This window comes from Microbacterium sp. zg.B48, assembly GCF_024623505.1.
Classification (GTDB): domain Bacteria; phylum Actinomycetota; class Actinomycetes; order Actinomycetales; family Microbacteriaceae; genus Microbacterium.
Map to the genome: position 1 here is coordinate 95420 of NZ_JANJFE010000012.1, position 19124 is coordinate 114543.

Below are 19124 nucleotides of genomic sequence, written 5' to 3' on the forward strand. Positions count from 1 at the left end.
TACCCAGACCTTCAGCTGCCGCGCTGGCACGCGGTCGATCACGAGGAGAACGAACAGGCATGGTCAAAAGCACCGTCGAGAAGCTCACCCCCACCCGGGTGAAGCTGCACATCACGGTTTCGCCGGATGAGCTCAAGTCGAGCATCGCTCACGCATACGAGCACATCGCGCAGGACGTGCAGATTCCGGGGTTCCGAAAGGGCAAGGTCCCCGCTCCGATCATCGATCAGCGCGTCGGCCGCACCGCCGTGCTCGAGCACGCGGTCAGTGAAGGCCTGGACACCTTCTACCGTGAGGCCGTCGAGGCCAACGAGCTGCGCGTCCTCGGCCGTCCGAGCGCCGACGTCGTGGAGTGGCCGAACGAGAAGGACTTCGCCGGCGACCTACAGGTCGAGGTCGAGGTGGATGTCCGCCCCGACTTCGAGCTCCCGGACTTCGCGGGCACCACGATCGAGGTCGACGCCGTCGAGGTCGACGAGGCCGCCATCGACGAGGAGCTGGACCGCCTCCGCGCCCGCTTCGGCACGCTGGTGACCGTGGACCGGCCGGCCACGACCGGCGACTTCGTGGAGCTCAACCTGGTCGCCACCATCGACGGCACCGAGATCGACCGCGCCGAGGGCGTCTCGTACGAGATCGGATCCGGCGAGCTGCTGGAGGGCATCGACGAGGCCATCGACTCGCTCACCGCGGGTGAAGAGACGACCTTCCGCTCCACGCTCATCGGCGGCGACCACGCCGGCGAGGAGGCCGAGGTGGCCGTCGTGGTCACGGCCGTCAAGGAGCGCGAGCTGCCCGAGGCCGACGACGACTTCGCGCAGATCGCCAGCGAGTTCGACACCCTCGCCGAGCTGCGCGAGAGCCTGAAGGATCGTGTGGCGCAGCAGTCCACCTTCACCCAGGGATCGGCCGCCCGCGACAAGCTCGTGGAGCAGCTGCTCACGCAGGTAGAGATCCCCGTGCCGCCGAAGCTGATCGAGGACGAGGTGCACACCCACCTCGAAGGCGAGAACCGCCTCGAGGACGACGTGCACCGCGCCGAGGTCACCGAGGCCAGCGAGAAGCAGTTCCGCACGCAGATGCTGCTGGACGCGATCGCGGAGAACCTCAACGTGTCGGTCTCGCAGGACGAGCTGACGCAGTACCTCGTGCAGTCCGCCGCGCAGTACGGGATGGCGCCGCAGGAGTTCATCGAGGCGCTGCAGCAGAACAACCAGCTTCCGTCGCTGGTCGGCGAGGTCGCCCGCAACAAGGCACTGGCCGTCGCGCTGGGCAAGGTCAACGTCGTGGACACGAACGGCGCCCCGGTCGACCTGACCGGCTTCGTATCGGTCGAGGACGAGGCCGCCGCCGAGGAGCAGGTCCTCGAGGAGGCTGAGGAGATCGCGGACGCCGCTGCCGAGGCGGACGCCGTGATCGAGGCCGAGGAAGCACCCGCGAAGCCGGCCAAGAAGGCTGCGGCCAAGAAGGCTCCGGCCAAGAAGAAGGCCGCCGAGTAAGACACCAGGTCGCCGACGCCGGCGATGCGGAAGGGGACGGGTGCCGCGGCATCCGTCCCCTTCTTTCGCACAGAGGGGGCAGTCATGACCGAGTGGGACGAGCGCGTGGCAGCCGTGTGGGCGGACGCGTCGCTGAGCGAGCAGCAGGTGATCGAGCGGATCGACGCCCTGGCCGCGCAGCGTCCCGATGCTGACCCGCGGGCACTGTTCGAACGCGCCGGCGCACGGGATGCCGCCGGGCGGGAAAGCGAGGCCGAGCCGCTGTACCGTGCAGCCCTGGCCGGAGGGCTGGATGACCCGCACCGGCCACAGGCGGTGATCCAGCTGGCCAGCACGCTGCGCAACCTCGGTCGCCACGACGAGGCGATCAGGATGCTGCGCGCCGAAGTCGAGCAGACCCCGCCGTCGGTGCTGCATGACGAGGCGGCGGCGTTCCTCGCCCTCGTACTGGCGTCCGCCGGAGACATGCGGGAAGCGGCTTGCATCGCCCTGCGCACCCTGGCCCCGCACCTGAGCATGTACCGCCGGGCGGTGCTGCGGTACGCGGAGGATCTCGTCGGCGACGACGGCTTCTCTGCCCAGGGCGAACACGGCCGGGTCGGATGCGGAGCGCCGGTAGATTCGTAGCCACGACCACCGAATCAGGAGTGAACATGGCCGAACCCCTTGTCGCGACCAGCGTCTTCGACAGGCTGCTGAAAGACCGCATCATCTGGCTGGGCTCGGAGGTGCGTGACGACAACGCCAACGAAATCTGCGCGAAAATCCTCCTCCTCGCCGCCGAGGACCCGGAGAAGGACATCTTCCTCTACGTGAACTCGCCCGGCGGATCCATCACCGCGGGCATGGCGATCTACGACACGATGCAGTTCGTCCCGAACGACATCGTCACCGTGGGCATCGGCATGGCCGCGTCCATGGGTCAGCTGCTGCTGACCAGCGGCACGAAGGGCAAGCGTTACATCACGCCCAACGCGCGTGTGCTGCTGCACCAGCCCCACGGCGGGTTCGGCGGAACCGCCAGCGACATCCAGACGCAGGCGCAGCTCATCGTCTCGATGAAGAACCGTCTGGCCGAGATCACCGCCGCCCAGACCGGCAAGAGCATCGAGCAGATCAACGAGGACGGCGACCGGGACCGCTGGTTCACCGCCCAGGAGGCGCTCGAGTACGGTTTCGTCGACCACATCCGCGCGCATCTCGAAGACGTCGTCGGCGGCGGCGGAACCGACCAGGAGTGACCGAAGGCGAATGAGAAGGAACGACAGCGATATGAGCACCCCCACCTTCGGCGGCACTGCAGGCAACGGCCTGGCACTGCCCTCCAGCCGATACATCCTTCCCCAGTTCGAGGAGCGCACGGCGTACGGCTACAAGCGCCAGGACCCGTACAACAAGCTGTTCGAGGATCGAGTGATCTTCCTCGGCGTGCAGGTCGACGACGCATCGGCGGACGACGTCATGGCGCAGCTGCTCGTGCTGGAGAGCCAGGACCCCGACCGCGACATCATCATGTACATCAACTCGCCCGGTGGTTCGTTCACCGCGATGACGGCGATCTACGACACGATGCAGTACATCTCCCCTCAGATCCAGACCGTCGTCCTCGGGCAGGCCGCCTCCGCGGCAGCCGTCCTGCTGGCGGCCGGAGCGCCCGGCAAGCGACTGGCGCTGCCCAACGCTCGCGTGCTGATCCACCAGCCCGCGATGGGCGAGGCCGGGCACGGCCAGGCATCGGACATCGAGATCCAGGCGGCGGAGATCCTCCGCATGCGGACATGGCTGGAGATGACTCTCGCCGCGCACTCCAACCGCACGGTCGAGCAGGTCAACCGCGACATCGACCGCGACAAGATCCTGGACGGCCGCGAGGCCGTCGAGTACGGACTCGTCGACCAGGTGCTGACCACGCGCAAGCGCATTCCGGCCGCGCTGACCAAGTAGCCCATCGCCTCGACGCCCCGTTGCCTCTGCGAAGAGGGAGCGGGGCGTCGTCGTGCACCGGTTCCGCCGTCAGCAGAAACCCGGGTCGCGCTTTCCCAATGCGCCCCGCAATCCCTCCGCATGTCGATGTCACCGGTTAGGCTCTGAGGACAGCCGGGGCAGGGATCCCGACGCCATGGGGGCGAGGCCCTCACTGCATGAAACGAGGAGAGCCTGATGGCGCGCATCGGTGAGAGTGCCGACCTGTTCAAGTGCTCCTTCTGCGGAAAGAGCCAGAAGCAGGTCCAACAGCTGATCGCCGGGCCCGGTGTCTACATCTGCGACGAATGCGTCGAGCTGTGCAACGAGATCATCGAAGAGCGCATGGCGGAGTCCTCCACCGGCGTCGTGTCGGATTTCGATCTGCCCAAGCCGCGCGAGATCTTCGCCTTCCTCGAGGAGTACGTGGTCGGCCAGGTGGCCGCCAAGCGCGCGCTGTCGGTGGCCGTGTACAACCACTACAAGCGCATCCGCGCGCACGGCACGATTCAGAGTGCGGAGCAGCGTGCCGACGAGGTCGAGATCGCCAAGAGCAACATCCTGCTCATCGGCCCGACGGGCTGTGGCAAGACCTACCTGGCGCAGACGCTCGCCAAGCGCCTGAACGTCCCGTTCGCGGTCGCGGACGCGACAGCGTTGACCGAGGCGGGGTACGTCGGCGAGGACGTCGAGAACATCCTGCTCAAGCTCATCCAGGCCGCCGATTTCGACACGAAGCGGGCCGAGACCGGCATCATCTACATCGATGAGGTCGACAAGATCGCGCGCAAGGCCGAGAACCCCTCGATCACCCGCGACGTCTCCGGCGAGGGCGTCCAGCAGGCGCTGCTGAAGATCCTCGAGGGCACGGTCGCATCCGTGCCTCCCCAGGGCGGGCGCAAGCATCCGCACCAGGAGTTCATCCAGATCGACACGACGAACGTGCTGTTCATCGTCGCCGGCGCATTCGCAGGGCTGGAGGACATCATCTCCAGCCGGGTCGGCAAGCACGGCATCGGCTTCGGCGCTCCGCTGCACAACAAGGGCGACGATCTGAGCCTGTTCAGCGAGGTGCGCCCCGAGGACCTCCACAAGTTCGGGCTCATCCCCGAGTTCATCGGACGGCTTCCGGTCGTCGCATCCGTCACGCCACTGGACCAGGTGGCTCTGATGGAGATCCTGACCGAGCCGAAGAACGCGCTCGTCAAGCAGTACCAGCGCATGTTCGAACTGGATGGCGTGGCACTGGAGTTCGAGACGGATGCCCTGGAGGCGATCGCGGATCTCGCCGTGGACCGCAAGACCGGGGCTCGCGGGCTGCGGGCGATCCTCGAGGATGTGCTCGGACCGATCATGTTCGACATCCCCTCGAACGATGACATCGAGAAGGTCGTGGTCACCCGTGACGCGGTGGACACCGGCGCAGCGCCGACCTTCGTGCACCGCCGGGCTCGCAAGAGCGCCTGAGGCCCGGCGTCTCCCCGCCGCAGCACGCCGCGTCCGGGCTCCGTCGTAACGTTCTCTCATGATCCCGGTCAGGCCGTTCACCCTCCACGTGCCGGATGCCGTCCTCGACGACCTGCGGGATCGGCTGGCGCGCAGTCGGCTGCTGGAGGATTCGCCACGCCGCCCTGCCGCCGGGATGAGCGCGCAGTACCACCGGCAGCTCGTGGAATCCTGGCGGGATTTCGACTGGCGGGAGCGGGAGCGATGGCTCGGCGCGCATCCGCAGTTCCTCGCCGACATCGAGGACACCACCATTCACTTCGCGCATCGGCGGGGGACGGGGGAGAACCCCCCGGCACTGCTGGTGATGCACGGCTGGCCGCACACCTTCGCCCTGCAGCTGGAATTCGCCGATCTGCTGCCGGACTTCTCGGTCGTGGTGGCCAGTCTCCCCGGATTCGCGTTCTCGACGCCGTACGCGGCGGGACCGATCACCGAACGGCGCCTGGCTGCCACGATGCACCGTCTGATGACCGACGTCCTGGGCTATCGGCGGTACCTGACCTACGGCGAGGACGTGTCCGCGAACGTGAACGACCTGATCGCGGCGTCCTACCCGGACGCGGTGGCCGGCGTCCTGGTCACGCACGCGCACTTCCCGACACCGGACGAACGCCGTCAGAGCGCCTCACCCGAGGAGCGCGGATTCTTTGCACGGCTGGCCGCATCGCACGACAGAGACGGTGCCTACGGGCACGTACAGGCGACCCGCCCGGACACGCTGGCCGTGGCGCTGAACGATTCCCCGGCCGGTCTGATCGGGTGGCTCACCGAGAAGCTCGTGGAGTGGAGCGACACCCCGCCGGCAGAGCCGGTCGCTGTCGAGCGGCGCATCGCCCGGGAGCGGATCCTGACCGAGGCGATGATCTACTGGGTCACGCAGAGCATCGGCACCTCGTTCCGACCGTACTACGAGGGCGCGGACACACCGGATCCGATCCCCCCGGTGGAGGTGCCCGCAGCGGTGTTCATCCAACGACACGAGCACGACTATCCCGAGTCGCTTGCGCGGACGTTCTACCGGGACCTCCGGGTGTTCGAGCGGCTGGCCGAGGGCGGCCACTTCGCCGTTGCCGAGGTCCCCGGCGCCATGGCAGCGCGCACGCGCGCGTTCGCGCGCGAGATCGGCCTGCTCTAGCGTCAGGCGGCGAGGCCGCGGCGCTCCAGCAACGGCTGGATCTCGGCATCCCGCCCGCGGAAGTCGCGGTAGGCCTCCAGCGGATCCTTGGACCCGCCGACGCCGAGCAGGCGCTCGCGGAACCGTTCTCCGTTGGCACGCTGCAGACCGCCGTTCTCGCGGAACCACTCGACGGTGTCTGCGTCCAGCACCTCGCTCCAGATGTACGAGTAATAGCCGGCGCTGTAGCCCCCGGAGAACACGTGTGCGAAATACGTCGATGAGTAACGGGTCGGAACGACGGGGTTGTCCAGGCCGATGTCGGACAGCGCCGCCGCCTCGAAATCCGCCACGTCCAGATCTCCCGCGGCCGTCTCGGCATCCAGCGAGTGCCACGCCTGATCGAGCCATGCGGCGGCGAGATACTCGCTGGTGGCGAACCCCTGGTTGAACGCCTCCGATGCCCGCAGCTTCTCCACCACGTCGCGGGGGAGCGCCTCCCCGGTGTCGACGTGGCGCGCATAGGTGTCCAGGATCTCCGGCCAGTAGATCCACATCTCGTTCACCTGGCTGGGGAACTCGACGAAGTCGCGGAACACGTTCGTCCCGGCGAAGTGCGGATAGGTGACTGTGGCGAACAATCCGTGCAGCGCGTGCCCGAACTCGTGGAACAGGGTCGTGACCTCGTCCAGCGTCAGCAGGGTGGGGCGGCCGGCCGCGGGCTTGGGCACATTCAGGTTGTTCACGACGATCGACTGAGTACCGCGCAGGCGCGACTGCAGCACGATCGAGTTCATCCACGCCCCGCCGCGTTTGGTGTCGCGTGTGTAGAGGTCCAGGAGGAACAGACCCAGAGTGGATCCGTCGCCATTGCGCACCTCGAAGACGCGCACGTCCGGGTGGTATGCGTCCAGGTCGGCGCGCTCTTCGAACGTGATTCCGTACAGTTCGGTCGCCGCGTGGAACACCCCGTCCCGCAGCACCCGCTCGGCCTCGAACCAGGGACGCAGCGCGGAACGGTCCAGATCGTACTCGGCGGCTCGCACGCGCTCGGTGTAGAACGCCCAGTCGTGCGCCTCCAGCGGGAACGGCTCCGGTTCGGCGTCGATGATCCTCTGCAGGACCGCCTGCTCCCGTGCCGCGTTGCGCGCCGCGGGCACCGCGAGGCGGCGCAGCAGGTCGTGGACCGCCTCGGGCGAGCCGGCGGTCTCGTCCGAGGTGACGTAGGCGGCGTGCGAGCGGTAACCGACCAGGGCGGCGCGCTCGGCACGGAGCCTGACGATCTCGCGCAGCACGGGTCGATTGTCGTTCAGTCCGGCCCGTGAACCTCGCGCTCGTGAGGCATCCAGGATGCGCTTGCGGCTGGTGCGGTCGGTCAGCGTGGACAGGTACGGGTGCCCCGTGAACAGCGTCAGCGTGACCACCCACTTGCCCTCGAGCCCGCGGTCCGCCGCCGCCTGTGCGGCCGCGGAGAGTTCACCCTCGGCGAGGCCGTCCAGCTCAGCGGCGTCCTCGAAGACCACAGCGAGCTCGTTCGTGTCACGGAGCAGGTTCTTCTCGAAGGTCGTCGTCAGGGTGGACAGCCGCTGGTTCACGGCCGTCAGACGCGCCTTCGCCGCGTCATCCAGGCCCGCGCCGGCATGGGACATCTCCCGGAAGTGGCGCTCAACCAGATACCGCTGCTCGGCGGTCAACCCCAGATCGTCCCGCTGCTCGTGCAGCGTCTTGATGCGTCGGTACAGGTCGGCATCCAGCTGGATCGAGTCCTGGTGCGCGGACATGAGCGGCGCGAGCGTCTCTTCGATCTCCTGGATCTCCGGTGTGGCGTCGGCGGAAGAGACGGTGTAGAAGGTGCGGGCCACATCGCCCAGCAGTCTGCCGCTGGATTCCAGCGCGACCATCGTGTTCTCGAATGTCGGCCGGGCTCGCAGACGCGTGATGGCCTCGATCTCGCGACGCTGCGCGTCGAACGCGGCCTCGAAGGCAGGAAGGTAATGCTCGGGGCGGATCAGCGAGTACTCCGGGAGCCCGTAGGGAAGTGGACTCGGGGACAGCAGGGGGTTCTCATTCGCCATGCGACCAAGCCTAAAGCCAACGTAGATGCCAAGATATGTTTGCAAAGAGATGCTTGCAAAGATCCCTTTGCACCGCTATCGTCGTCCTATGACCGACGAACCGCAACCCGCCCAGCCCGACGATTGGCGCTCGGGTGACCGGGTGCTGGATGCCGGCGCCCTCCGCGCGCTGGCGCACCCCCTGCGGGTGAAGATCTACGACATCCTCAGCCAGTACGGCCGTCAGACCGCCAGCTCCCTCGCGGAGCGGCTAGGGGAGTCCTCGGGGTCGACCAGCTACCACCTGCGGGCACTGGCCAAGCACGAGCTGATTCGGGAGTGCACCGACCAGGGCACGGGCCGCCAGCGGTGGTGGGAGCGGCCGGCAGGAGGCGTGTCCTTCGCCAATCCCGAGGCGATGAAGACGCCATCCGGCAAGGCGGCCACGCAGATCGTCATGAACGAATTCTTCACGCTGCGCCAGGACCAGCTGCTGGAGTTCATCCATCGCGGGATCGCTCAGGACGTCGCGGGGCGGGACGCGTGGCAGGAGGCAAGCATGATCTCGACCGCCACCGCGCGTCTCACGGCAGACCAGAGCAGAGAGCTCAACAGGAAGATCATGGCGCTCATCGACCAGACCGTCGACGAATATCGCGACCAGACCGGCGAGGGCGTGCGCCCCGTCACCATCCGAGCGGATGTGTTCCCGCTCCCCGAGCTAGGAGAACCGTCATGACCGCCGTCTCCGCGCCCCGCGTCCTCCCGCGGGCGACTCCCTTCGAACGCGCGCTCCTGCGCGCCGCCTCCGGCCTGGATCGGTACGTCGCCGCTCGCGTCGACCGTCGTGGCCACCCCGCCTACCGCCGCGCTGCGGAGGCTCGTTCCCACGCCGTCACCCTGCGCGCCGCCGCAGAGGCGCGTGGCGCGATGGGTGTTCTTCCGCGATGACCGACGCGGCCGCGCATGGCCGTCCCGCTCATCGCCACGACGCTGACCCGCGATCCGCTGGCCATCGCCGTGGTGGGCGCCCTCGCGTTCCTGCCGTGGCTGGTGTTCGGTCTGCCCGCCGGAATGATCGTCGACCGATTCGACCGCCGCATCATCATGGCGGTCGCCAACGGCATCCGCGGTGCGGTCGCGCTATGGCTGGCGATCCTCACCGCCACCGGGCAGATCAGCCTGTGGGCGCTGTTCGCCGGCACGCTGGTCTTCGGCCTGGGCGAGCTTCATCGCGACGCCCATCGCGGGAGTGCTGTTCGCCGTCGCGCTGGCGCTGCCCCTGTGGGTGGGCTCGGTGGGCTATCTCGTCCCGATCGTGCTGGCCGTCCTGCTTCCGCTGTCGGCCGCCCGCCCGCTTCGCGATCACGCCGCTTCTGCGCAACCGGATCCGCCACAGGTCGCGACCGGCCAGGCCGCACCGTCGAAGGTTTTCTGCGCGCGAGGCGATCGCTTACCTGTGGGGGAGCCGCTATCTGCGGGCGATGGTCGTCTTCACGTCGCTCGTCGGCTCCGCGTTCGCATTCGCGCAGGCCGGGACGATCCTGTATTTCCTGGACGTTCAGCACGTGGCGCCGGCCGCGATCGGTCTCGTGACGGCGGGCATCGGCGCCGGAGCCCTCGTCGGCGCGCTGACGGCGCCGCGGCTTGTGGCCGGGTTCGGCCGTGGCTGGGTGCTGTTCGCCGCCAACGTCGTCTCAGCGCTGGCGATGCTGCTGACCGGCCTCGCCCCCGACGTCGTGATGGCTGTACTCGCGTACGGCCTGTTCGCGTTCGCCGTGTCCACCTGGAACGTCCCGTGGGGAGCGCTTCGGCAGCAGATCGTGCCGGGGCACCTGTTCGGTCGAGTGCTGGGGATCATCCGGATGCTGACCTGGGGGATGTTCCCGATTGCGACGCTTCTGGGCGGATGGGTGGCGCGGATCGATCTGCGGCTGCCGTTTGTGATCGCCGCCGCCGTCGTTGCCGTCGCCGCTCTCGTCGCGGCCCGGCTGCTGATCGTCGGCACCCGACGAGCCGGAGCCGAGCCTCAGGGCGGGTCCTAGCCGAACTCGTCATCCTCGTCGTAGCGCACGACCGCCTTGCCGTTCGCGTCCAGACTGACGATGACTCCGGTGTCCAGCTCGGCGATCGGCCGCCCCTCCAGCCACGTCAGCGTCCATCGCGGCGTCGGCTGCCCGAGCTGATCGGCCGGCATCGCGTCCTCGACGGCTTCGATCTGCTGGCGAAGCGAGGCGGGGACCGACGCGGGTGGTTCGCTTCCCGCCGACCATCGTGTGCCCAGTTGCATCTCAGACCTCCTGCTGCTCGAGCTCGATGCCGGAGACGGCGATGGTCTCGGCATCCGCGTATGTGATCTCGGCGATCCGCCCGACTGCCTTCAGATCGCCCTCGGCCAGCTGCAGCAGCGCGACGGTGTCCGCGGGGGCGCCGATCGTCATGCGCGTCACGGGCGTCTTCTGCGAGGCCTTCGCTTCGGTCTTTGCCCGGCGGATGCCGATCAGGGCGTCGCCGACGACCGTGAGCACCGCGGGGTCGCCCTGGATGCCCAGCGGCTCGGGCCACGGTGCGGTGTGCACCGAGCCGTCGTTGAACCACGACCACGCCTCCTCGGTGGCGAACGCCAGGACCGGCGCGAACAGCCGCAGGAGCGTCGACAGGGCGATGCGCAGTGCGAGCGCGGCCGAGGCCTGGCCGACATCGGAGCGGTCGTAGGCCCGCTCTTTGACCAGTTCCAGGTAGTCGTCGCAGAACGTCCAGAAGAACGACTCGGTGATCTCCAGGGCGCGGGCGTGATCGTAGGCATCCAGCGCCTTCGTCGCTTCGCGGACCACGCCGTCGAGGGTCGCGAGCATCGACGCGTCCAGCGCGTGCGTGACCGCGGCGTCCTCGGGCACGGGGAACGAGAGCACGAACTTCGCGGCGTTGAGGACCTTGATGGCCAGGCGACGGCCGATCTTGATCTGCGTCGGGTTCTGCGGGTCGAAGGCGGCGTCGGTGCCCAGCCGGCTGGAGGCCGACCAGTACCTGACCGCGTCCGAGCCGTGCTGGTGCAGGATGTCGGCGGGGGTGACGACGTTGCCCTTCGACTTGGACATCTTCTTGCGGTCCGGGTCGACGATGAAGCCGGAGATCGCGGCATCCGTCCACGGCGCGCGGTCATCCTCCAGCGCGCTGCGCAGCATCGTCGAGAACAGCCAGGTGCGGATGATGTCCTGCCCCTGCGGGCGCACGTCGAACGGTGCGACCAGCGACCACAGTTCCTCGTCGCGCTGCCATCCGCCGGCCAGCTGCGGGGTCAGCGACGATGTCGCCCAGGTGTCGAAGATGTCGCGCTCGCCGTCGAAGCCGCCGGGGACTCCGCGCTGCGATTCGGTATAGCCGGCCGGCGCATCGGTGGTCGGGTCGACCGGGAGCTGCTCGGCCGAGGGCACCAGCACGCGGCTGTAGTCGCGCTCGCCGTGCTCGTCCAGGGCGTACCAGACCGGGATCGGCACACCGAAGAAGCGCTGGCGCGAGACCAGCCAGTCGCCGGTCAGCCCATTGGTCCAGTTCTCGAACCGCACGCGCATGAAGTCCGGGTGCCAGGACATCTGCTGACCGAGCTCGATCAGCTTCTCGCGCAGCGCCTGGTCGCGGGCGCCGTTGCGCAGATACCACTGGCGGGTGGAGACGATCTCGAGGGGGCGGTCGCCCTTCTCGTAGAACTTGACGGCGTGGGTGAACGGCTTCGGGTCGCCGATGAGCTCGCCGGACTCGCTCAGCAGCTCCGCCACGCGCTTCTTGGCGCTGAACACGGTCTTACCGGCAAGTTCGGCGTAGGCCGCCTTGCCCGCTTCGGTGACGATCACGTCGGGCGCCTCGGCGAGCACGCGGCCGTCCTTGCCCAGGACCGTGCGGTTGGGCAGGTCGAGCTCGCGCCACCACACGATGTCCGTGACATCGCCGAAGGTGCAGATCATCGCGATGCCCGACCCCTTGTCCTGCTGGGCGAGCGGGTGCGCCAGGACGGGGACCTCGACATCGAACAGCGGCGTGCGCACCGTCGAGCCGAACAGCGGCTGATAGCGCTCATCGTCCGGGTGCGCCACCAGCGCCACGCAGGCGGGCAGCAGCTCGGGCCGGGTCGTCTCGATGAACACGTCACCGGAGCCGTCCGTCTTGTGGAAGGCGAGTCGGTGGTACGCAGCGGGCTGGTCGCGATCCTCGAGTTCCGCCTGCGCGATCGCCGAGCGGAAGTCGATGTCCCACAGCGTCGGCGCCATCGCCTGGAACGCCTCACCGCGCTCGAGGTTGCGCACAAAGGCCAGCTGCGACGTGCGGATGGTGTCGTCGCTGATCGTGCGGTACGTCTGCGTCCAGTCGACGCTCAGCCCGAGCTGGCGGAAGAGCTCCTCGAAGGTGACCTCGTCCTGTGCGGTGAGGGCCTCGCAGAGGTCGATGAAGTTGCGCCTGCTGATGGGCACCTGGTCGGCCGCGCGCGAGCTCTTGTTGTCGCCGCCCTCGTACGGCGGCGTGAAGTCCGGGTCGTACGGCAGTGAAGGATCGCAGCGCACGCCGTAGTAGTTCTGGACGCGGCGCTCCGTGGGCAGGCCGTTGTCGTCCCAGCCCATCGGGTAGAACACCGACTTGCCGCGCATGCGCTCGAAGCGCACCTTGATGTCGGTGTGCGTGAACGAGAACACGTGGCCGATGTGCAGGCTGCCGGAGGCGGTCGGCGGGGGAGTGTCCACCGAGTACACGCCGGCGCGTCCCCGTCGCACCGCTTCGGCCCGGTCGAACAGATATGTGCCCTGGCCCTGCCAGGCGGCGTCCCATTTCGTCTCGAGACCTTCAAGAGCGGGCTTGTCCGGGATCTGTGCGTCGGCCATGAGGGTCTCCTTGGCGATATGTGCGGCACTGTGTGAGCGTGCCTGAGTGTGGGATATCGATTCTATCGCTCTTGCTGCCGGGAGCCGGGAGCGCTCAGTCCCGGACGTCGACACCGACCGCCTCGGCAAAGGCGCGGCCGAGCCATGAGACCTGCCGCTCGCTGAGGGTGGTGCCGCGCAGCGCAGCCATGTCGAGGTAGTTGGCACCCTCGAGGCCGCGCAGATCGACGTTCTCGGTGCGCCACCCGCGGTTGTCGACCTCGGTGACGCGGCACCCGGAGAACGCCACCCTGCGCAGAGTCGCCTGCGGGGCATCCAGCGCGCCGATGGTGCAGTCGACGAAGTTCAGATCCGAGGCATCGGAGCCCGCCAGGGTGAGGTAGTCGATGCGCGTACCGCGGATCTCGACGCCGGAGAGGGTGCTGCGTGAGAGATCCAGCGTGGCGATGCGGCCGCCGTCGATCCGGACGGTCTGCCAGCGCGACTCGGATGCTGTGGCCGCGACTGCGCAGAGCCCGGAGATGTCGACATCGCTCAACCGCGCGCGGCGGAAATCGAAACGGCCGAGATCGAGATCCCGCAGGATGCTCTCGCTCACGTGCGCGTCCGGCGCGTCCAGATCTCCGGTCGTTCCCTGTACGAGAGCGCCGAGAAGATCGACCCGGGCGCCCAGCACCGCCGGATCAAGCCGCGCGGGAAGATCCGGGGCGCTGATGCGCGGGGAGAGGGGGAGCGATGCACGGGCCATGTCTCCACGCTACGCGGCAGCCAATCGCCGACGGCGCGGCGCTGCAGGAGGGGAGCAGCGCGAAACGGTTCTTGGACTCGGTGCAAGATGTAGGATGGAGCGTTCCCCCTCCACCCGCTTGATCAGAGGTGCTCTTCATGCCTGCACACCGCCGACGCTCCCGTCGTCTGCTCCCGATTCTCGCAGCGCTCACGACCGCCGCGCTCGCGCTGAGTGCCTGCGCCGCGCAGAGCGGCGACGCCACGGACGGCGAAGAGATCGTCTGGGCGATCGAGGGGGCCAATCTCTCGGCTGGTCACATGGATCCCCAGACCAGCCAGCTGGATGTCTCCGCGATGGTGCAGCGCGTGGTCCTCGACTCGCTGGTATTCCAGAACGCCGATGGCACCTTCTCGCCCTGGCTCGCGACGGAGTGGAGTGTGTCCGATGACGGGCTCGCCTACACGTTCCAGCTGCGTGATGACGTGGAGTTCCACGACGGCACACCCTTCGACGCGGCAGCGGTCAAGGCGAACTTCGACCGCATCGCCGACCCGGAGACCGCATCGGCGCAGGCGGCCAGCATGCTCGGCGCCGACTTCTATGCGGGCACCGAGGTGGTCGATGAGCACACGGTGACGGTGCGCTTCACCCAGCCGAACGCTCCCTTCCTGCAGGCGGCGAGCACCGCGAACCTCGGGTTCTATTCGCCCGCCGTGTTGGAGACGAGCGCCGACAAGCTCAAGGCCGGTGGGCCGGACGTGACGGTGGGAACGGGCCCGTTCCTGCTGAGCGAGTACGTGCCCGACCAGGAGATCGTCTACACCCGCAACCCCGACTACGCCTGGGGTCCGGACGGAGCGGGCGTGCCGCAGGTCGATACCCTGCGCGTGACGATCGTGCCGGAGTCCGCGGTGCGGTCCGGAGTGGTCTCCAGCGGAGAAGCGGATCTGGCGAGCCAGCTGCCGCCGAGCGTCGTGTCCGAGCTCGACGCCGGCCTCACCGTCGACGCGAAGAGCCTGCCCGGGCTGCCCTACTCGCTGTTCCTCAACGAGAAGTACGGCGTCTTCGGCGATGAGCGGGTGCGGCAGGCCTTCTCTCGTGCGATCGACGTCGACACCGCCGTCGAGACGATCTACTTCGGTCAGTTCCCGCGGGCCTGGAGCGTTCTGGGGCCGGCGACGCCGGGCTATGACGAGACTCTCGAAGGCACCTGGACCTACGACCAGGCGGCCGCGGGGGCGCTGCTGGACGAGGCCGGCTGGACGCAGCGGGACGCCGACGGTTACCGCGTCAAGGACGGGCAGCGGCTTTCGGCGCGCTGGATCGCCTGGACCCCCGTGCCCGATGACCGCGCAGCGCTGGCCAACGCCATCCAGGCCGATCTGAAGGATGTCGGTTTCGAGATCGTACGGGAGGTGCTGGAGCCCGGCGCCTACAACGAGCAGTACGAGCCCAAGACCTTCGATCTGACCGACTGGGGCTTCTCCGGAGTCGACGCGGATCTGCTGCGCAGCCACCTGCACACCGAGGGATTCCAGAACGCATCGCAGGTCAGCGATCCCGCCCTGGACGAACTGCTCACCCGGGCCGTCGCCGAGGGCGACGCAAACTCTCGCGCCGGCATCTATCGCGAGGTCCAGCAGTGGAACGCGCAGCACGTCGCCATCGTGCCGCTCTACGTTCCGTCTGTGATCACGGCGGTGGGAGCGGAGGTTCAGGGTCTGACCTACGATCTGTACGGTCGTCCGCTGTTCTACACCGCCTCACTCGGCTGACGACGCACAGCCGCCGTCCAGGCCCGAGGAGGGCACGCCCGTCATGAGCACGCCCAGGATGCCCCGGCGATCGCTGCTGCGCATCGCGGAGATCGTCGGAGGCATCCTCCTGGTGCTGTGGGGTGCGGCAACCCTCGCCTTCCTGACGATGCGGATCGTCCCCGGTGACCCGGTGGATGTCATGCTCGGCCCGCAGGCGCAGGTTTCGCAGGCCGTGAAGGACTCCATCCGGACCGAGCTCGGCCTGGACCGTCCCGCGATCGCGCAGTACCTGGATTACCTCGCGGGGTTGCTGCGCGGGGACCTCGGCGAGTCGTACCAGTTGCGGATGCCGGTGACCGAGGTGATCGGCCGTCAGCTCTTTCCGACCCTCCAGCTCGCCGCGCTCGCGCTGGTGTTCGCCCTCCTGATCGCGCTCGCCGTCGTGCTGCTCGCCCGCGGCCGTCGCGCCGGGGCGGCCGTGGCCGCCGCCGAGCTGGTGATCCTCTCCTCGCCGGTGTTCTGGATCGGGCTCGTGCTGCTCACGGTCTTCTCGTTCACTCTCGGCTGGTTCCCTGTGTCCGGTTCGCGTGGCTTCGCCGCGCTGGTGCTGCCGGCCGTCACGCTCGCGCTTCCCTGTGCGGCGCTGCTGGGCCAGGTGCTGCGCGACGGAATCGAGCAGGCCGAGCGCCAGCCCTTCGCCCTCACGGTGCGTGCGCGGGGAGCCGGCGGCTCGCGGCTGCTGCTGCGTCACACGCTGCGCCACGGCTCGACCGGAGCCCTCACTCTGGCCGGCTACCTCGTCGGATCGCTGCTGGGCGGAGCGGTGCTCGTGGAGACGGTGTTCGCCCGCGCGGGGCTGGGGCGCGTGACGCTCACCGCCATCACCGACCGGGACCTGCCCGTGGTGGCGGGTGTGATCATGCTCAGCGCCGTGGTGTTCGTCGTGGTGCACCTGCTGGTCGACCTGGCCTACCCGCTCCTGGATCCGCGCTTGCGTTCGCACGCGGCACCGATCGGCGTGACGCCCACCCGGATGCCGGAGCCGGTCTGATGCGCCGGGTGTGGCTGGTCGCGGCATCGGTCGTCCTGCTCGTCGTACTGGGCATGGCCGTGGCGCCCGGCGTCTTCACCAGTGCGGATCCTCTGGCGACGGACCTGCGTGCGGCACTGCTGCCCCCGAGCGCGGAGCACCTGTTCGGCACCGACCAGAGCGGGCGCGACATCTTCACGCGGGTCGTGTACGGCGCCCGCATCTCGATCGGCATCGGGCTGGCAGCCACTCTCCTCGCCGCTGTCCTCGGGCTCCTGCTCGGTATCGCCGTCGGTCTGGCGCCGCGTCCGGTCGGCGCCGTCGCGATGCGCGGAGTCGATGTGCTGCTGGCGTTTCCGGAGTTCCTCGTGGCGCTGGTCGTGGTGGCGATCCTCGGCCCCGGGCCGGTGACGGTGGCGGTCGCCGTCACGATCGCCGCGGTGCCCGTGTACATCCGCCTTGCGCGCGCGCACACCCGCACGCTCCGGCAGGCCGATCATGTGGAGGCCGCGTACCTGCTCGGTGTGTCCCGGCCGGTGGCGATCGCACGGCACGTGCTGCCCGGTGTGGCCGGCTCGCTGAGCGTGCTGGCCACCATCGGCGTCGGCTCGGCGATCCTCGCCGCGGCCGGTCTGAGCTTCCTCGGGCTCGGGCCCACCGAGCCGACCCCGGAATGGGGGCTCCTGCTGTCGGGCGGCCGGAACGTGCTGGGGCGAGCCTGGTGGATCGCGGTCTTCCCGGGCATGGCGATCACCCTGACGGTGATCTCGCTGAGCGCGCTCGGGCGGGCGCTGCGTGCCCGCGCCGAGGGGCGGCGCGGATGAGCGCCCTGGAGGTTCGCGGTCTGCGGATCGTGATGGATGGGCGCGTCATCGTGGACGGCGTCGAACTGTCTGTGGCGCCGGGGGAGTGCCTGGCGATCGTGGGGGAGTCCGGCGCGGGCAAATCGATGACCGCGCACGCACTCCTCGGCCTTGCCCCCGATCGGGCCACCGTCACCGCCGACGTGCTCTCGGTCGACGGAGTGGATGTCAGCACAGCGGATGAACGCGCCTGGCGCGGAGTGCGCGGATCGCGGATCGCCCTGGTCTCGCAGGATGCGCTGGTCTCCCTCGACCCGTTGCGTCGCATCGGCCGCGAGATCGAGGAACCGCTGGAGATCCACACCGGCGACACACGAGCGCGACGACGTGAACGCGCCCTGGCGGCGCTCGAATCCGTCTCGATGCCCGATGCGTCCCGGCGCATCGAGGCGTACTCCCACGAGCTCTCCGGGGGTCTCAGGCAGCGCGCGCTGATCGCTTCGGCGCTGGTCACGAACCCGCGCATCGTCGTGGCAGATGAACCCACGACCGCCCTGGACGCGACCGTGCAGCTGCGGATCCTGCAGCTGCTGCGCGAGATCGTGGATGCCGGAACCGCCCTGGTCGTGATCAGCCACGACCTCACTGCCGTCGCGCACGTCGCCGACCGGATCGCGGTCATGCGGGCCGGGAAGATCGTGGAGGAGGGGGCGACCGCCGAGGTGCTTGCCGGCCCGGGGCACCCGCACACCCGTGAGCTCGTCGCTGCGTGGCGCATCCGCACCCCGCCCCGCTCCGAGCCGTCCGGACAGATCGTGCTGGCCGCGCAGGGGCTCAGCAAGAGCTTCGCCGGGAGCGGGACGGTGGTCCACGACGTGTCGCTCGCTCTGCGACGCGGGAGCACGCTGGGGATCGTGGGCGAATCCGGATCGGGCAAGACCACTCTGGCCCGCCTCCTGATGGGGATCGAGTCGCCGGACGCCGGAGAGGTGACGCTGGAAGGCGCGATGTGGAACCCGGCCACCGAAGCACGGCGGCGGCCCTCGCGCAGCCGCATCCAACTCGTGCATCAGAACCCCCGGGCCGCGTTCGATCCGCGCTGGAGCATCGGTCGTTCGCTGTCCGAGGCTCTTCGCGCGGGCGGGGTCGCCCGTGCCGCCAGCAGGCACCGTGTCGCCGCACTGCTCGAGCAGGTGGAACTCGATCCGGGCATCGCCCTGCGCCGCCCGGGGGAGGTCTCCGGCGGACAGCGTCAGCGCGCGGCGATCGCACGTGCGCTCGCCGTCGGACCCGACATCCTGATCCTCGACGAGCCGGTCTCCGCGCTGGATGCCTCGGTGCAGGTCACTGTGCTCGCCCTGCTGAACCGTCTGCAGCGCGAGACGGGGATAGCGATGATCCTGATCTCCCACGACCTGCGGGTGGTCGCGGCCGTCGCCGACGAGATCATGGTGATGCGGGATGGCCGCGTCGTGGAAGCGGGGTCCACTGCGGAGGTCTTCCGCGAGCCGCGGCATCCGTTCACCCGCGCGCTGCTGCGCGCCGGGAAGATGGACGGAGCCGATCGGGGAGAGGCGCCGGGCGGCGTGCGTGGGTACAATCGACTCAGCAGCGCAGATCCGGCCATCACCGGGGAGCTTCCGGAAGAACAGGGCGCGAGCCCCCAGTAGAACCGGACGGGGCAGGCCCGTCACAGCCGCAGTGAGAGGGGCACGGTGGACGGATCGGAAGATCCGGTGCACCGGCGCAAGGCGGGGTGGTACCGCGGTTCTCCGGACAGGGGGGTCGTCCTCGC

General features: G+C 68.9%; 18 protein-coding genes. 14 read left to right on the forward strand and 4 right to left on the reverse strand.

The genetic code is table 11. The annotated features are described in order from the left end of the window. The first annotated feature begins 59 nt into the window (after window positions 1–59). The 6 genes from tig to NQ152_RS09560 all read left to right on the forward strand — a co-directional run bounded on the left by tig (window position 60) and on the right by NQ152_RS09560 (window position 6105). Entirely contained in the window at window positions 60–1499 is a 1440-nt protein-coding gene (gene tig / locus NQ152_RS09535; RefSeq protein ID WP_257502128.1) for a trigger factor, read from the forward strand. An 84-nt stretch (window positions 1500–1583) separates the two neighbouring features. Then, window positions 1584–2126, forward strand: coding sequence for a tetratricopeptide repeat protein (locus NQ152_RS09540; protein ID WP_257523795.1), 543 nt, complete (start codon window positions 1584–1586; stop codon window positions 2124–2126). A gap of 26 nt (window positions 2127–2152) precedes the next feature. Further along, window positions 2153–2740, forward strand: coding sequence for an ATP-dependent Clp protease proteolytic subunit (locus NQ152_RS09545; protein ID WP_257502130.1), 588 nt, complete (start codon window positions 2153–2155; stop codon window positions 2738–2740). A 31-nt stretch (window positions 2741–2771) separates the two neighbouring features. Further along, complete coding sequence (locus NQ152_RS09550) at window positions 2772–3443, forward strand: ATP-dependent Clp protease proteolytic subunit (protein WP_257502131.1); 672 nt, start codon at window positions 2772–2774, stop codon at window positions 3441–3443. A 216-nt stretch (window positions 3444–3659) separates the two neighbouring features. Then, window positions 3660–4928: an ATP-dependent Clp protease ATP-binding subunit ClpX gene (gene clpX / locus NQ152_RS09555; protein WP_257502132.1), complete on the forward strand. Its 1269-nt coding sequence runs from the start codon at window positions 3660–3662 to the stop codon at window positions 4926–4928. A gap of 58 nt (window positions 4929–4986) precedes the next feature. Further along, on the forward strand, window positions 4987–6105 hold the full coding sequence (locus tag NQ152_RS09560) for an epoxide hydrolase family protein (RefSeq protein ID WP_257523796.1): 1119 nt from the start codon (window positions 4987–4989) through the stop codon (window positions 6103–6105). Window positions 6106–6107: 2 nt separating this feature from the next. Here the strand turns inward: NQ152_RS09560 and NQ152_RS09565 are convergent, their stop codons facing one another. Then, the gene (locus NQ152_RS09565) at window positions 6108–8159 is read right to left on the reverse strand and encodes a M3 family metallopeptidase (RefSeq protein WP_257523797.1); all 2052 of its coding nucleotides are present in this window, start codon (window positions 8157–8159) and stop codon (window positions 6108–6110) included. 88 nt (window positions 8160–8247) lie between these two features. Between NQ152_RS09565 and NQ152_RS09570 the strand changes: the two genes are divergently transcribed. Genes NQ152_RS09570 through NQ152_RS09585 form a run of 4 tightly spaced genes read left to right on the forward strand, consistent with a single transcriptional unit; the run spans window position 8248 to window position 10183 of the window. Next, on the forward strand, window positions 8248–8877 hold the full coding sequence (locus NQ152_RS09570; RefSeq protein WP_257502135.1) for a helix-turn-helix domain-containing protein: 630 nt from the start codon (window positions 8248–8250) through the stop codon (window positions 8875–8877). Further along, entirely contained in the window at window positions 8874–9089 is a 216-nt protein-coding gene (locus NQ152_RS09575) for a hypothetical protein (RefSeq protein WP_257523798.1), read from the forward strand. Before NQ152_RS09570 ends, NQ152_RS09575 begins: the two co-directional genes overlap by 4 nt. Window positions 9090–9104: 15 nt before the next feature. After that, a complete protein-coding gene (locus tag NQ152_RS09580) occupies window positions 9105–9734 on the forward strand; it encodes an MFS transporter (protein ID WP_257523799.1) in 630 nt (209 codons plus the stop codon). After that, on the forward strand, window positions 9623–10183 hold the full coding sequence (locus NQ152_RS09585; RefSeq protein WP_257523800.1) for an MFS transporter: 561 nt from the start codon (window positions 9623–9625) through the stop codon (window positions 10181–10183). The genes NQ152_RS09580 and NQ152_RS09585 overlap by 112 nt, the downstream gene beginning before the upstream one ends. On the opposite strand, the gene NQ152_RS09590 is transcribed toward NQ152_RS09585, so the two are convergent. The 3 genes from NQ152_RS09590 to NQ152_RS09600 form a co-directional block, all read right to left on the reverse strand. Continuing rightward, the gene (locus NQ152_RS09590) at window positions 10180–10428 is read right to left on the reverse strand and encodes a hypothetical protein (RefSeq protein WP_257523801.1); all 249 of its coding nucleotides are present in this window, start codon (window positions 10426–10428) and stop codon (window positions 10180–10182) included. The genes NQ152_RS09585 and NQ152_RS09590 overlap by 4 nt on opposite strands. Window position 10429: 1 nt before the next feature. Continuing rightward, window positions 10430–13009, reverse strand: coding sequence for a valine--tRNA ligase (gene valS, locus NQ152_RS09595; RefSeq protein WP_257523802.1), 2580 nt, complete (start codon window positions 13007–13009; stop codon window positions 10430–10432). A gap of 94 nt (window positions 13010–13103) precedes the next feature. After that, the gene (locus NQ152_RS09600; RefSeq protein WP_257502140.1) at window positions 13104–13757 is read right to left on the reverse strand and encodes a pentapeptide repeat-containing protein; all 654 of its coding nucleotides are present in this window, start codon (window positions 13755–13757) and stop codon (window positions 13104–13106) included. A 137-nt stretch (window positions 13758–13894) separates the two neighbouring features. Between NQ152_RS09600 and NQ152_RS09605 the strand changes: the two genes are divergently transcribed. Genes NQ152_RS09605 through NQ152_RS09620 form a run of 4 tightly spaced genes read left to right on the forward strand, consistent with a single transcriptional unit; the run spans window position 13895 to window position 18999 of the window. After that, entirely contained in the window at window positions 13895–15514 is a 1620-nt protein-coding gene (locus tag NQ152_RS09605; protein WP_257523803.1) for an ABC transporter substrate-binding protein, read from the forward strand. A 43-nt stretch (window positions 15515–15557) separates the two neighbouring features. Continuing rightward, complete coding sequence (locus NQ152_RS09610; protein ID WP_257523804.1) at window positions 15558–16547, forward strand: ABC transporter permease; 990 nt, start codon at window positions 15558–15560, stop codon at window positions 16545–16547. Then, on the forward strand, window positions 16547–17350 hold the full coding sequence (locus NQ152_RS09615; RefSeq protein WP_257523805.1) for an ABC transporter permease: 804 nt from the start codon (window positions 16547–16549) through the stop codon (window positions 17348–17350). Before NQ152_RS09610 ends, NQ152_RS09615 begins: the two co-directional genes overlap by 1 nt. Then, window positions 17347–18999 carry an ABC transporter ATP-binding protein gene (locus NQ152_RS09620; protein WP_257523806.1) on the forward strand — a complete coding sequence of 551 codons (1653 nt, stop codon included), beginning with the start codon at window positions 17347–17349 and terminating at the stop codon, window positions 18997–18999. The genes NQ152_RS09615 and NQ152_RS09620 overlap by 4 nt, the downstream gene beginning before the upstream one ends. Window positions 19000–19124: the final 125 nt, after the last annotated feature.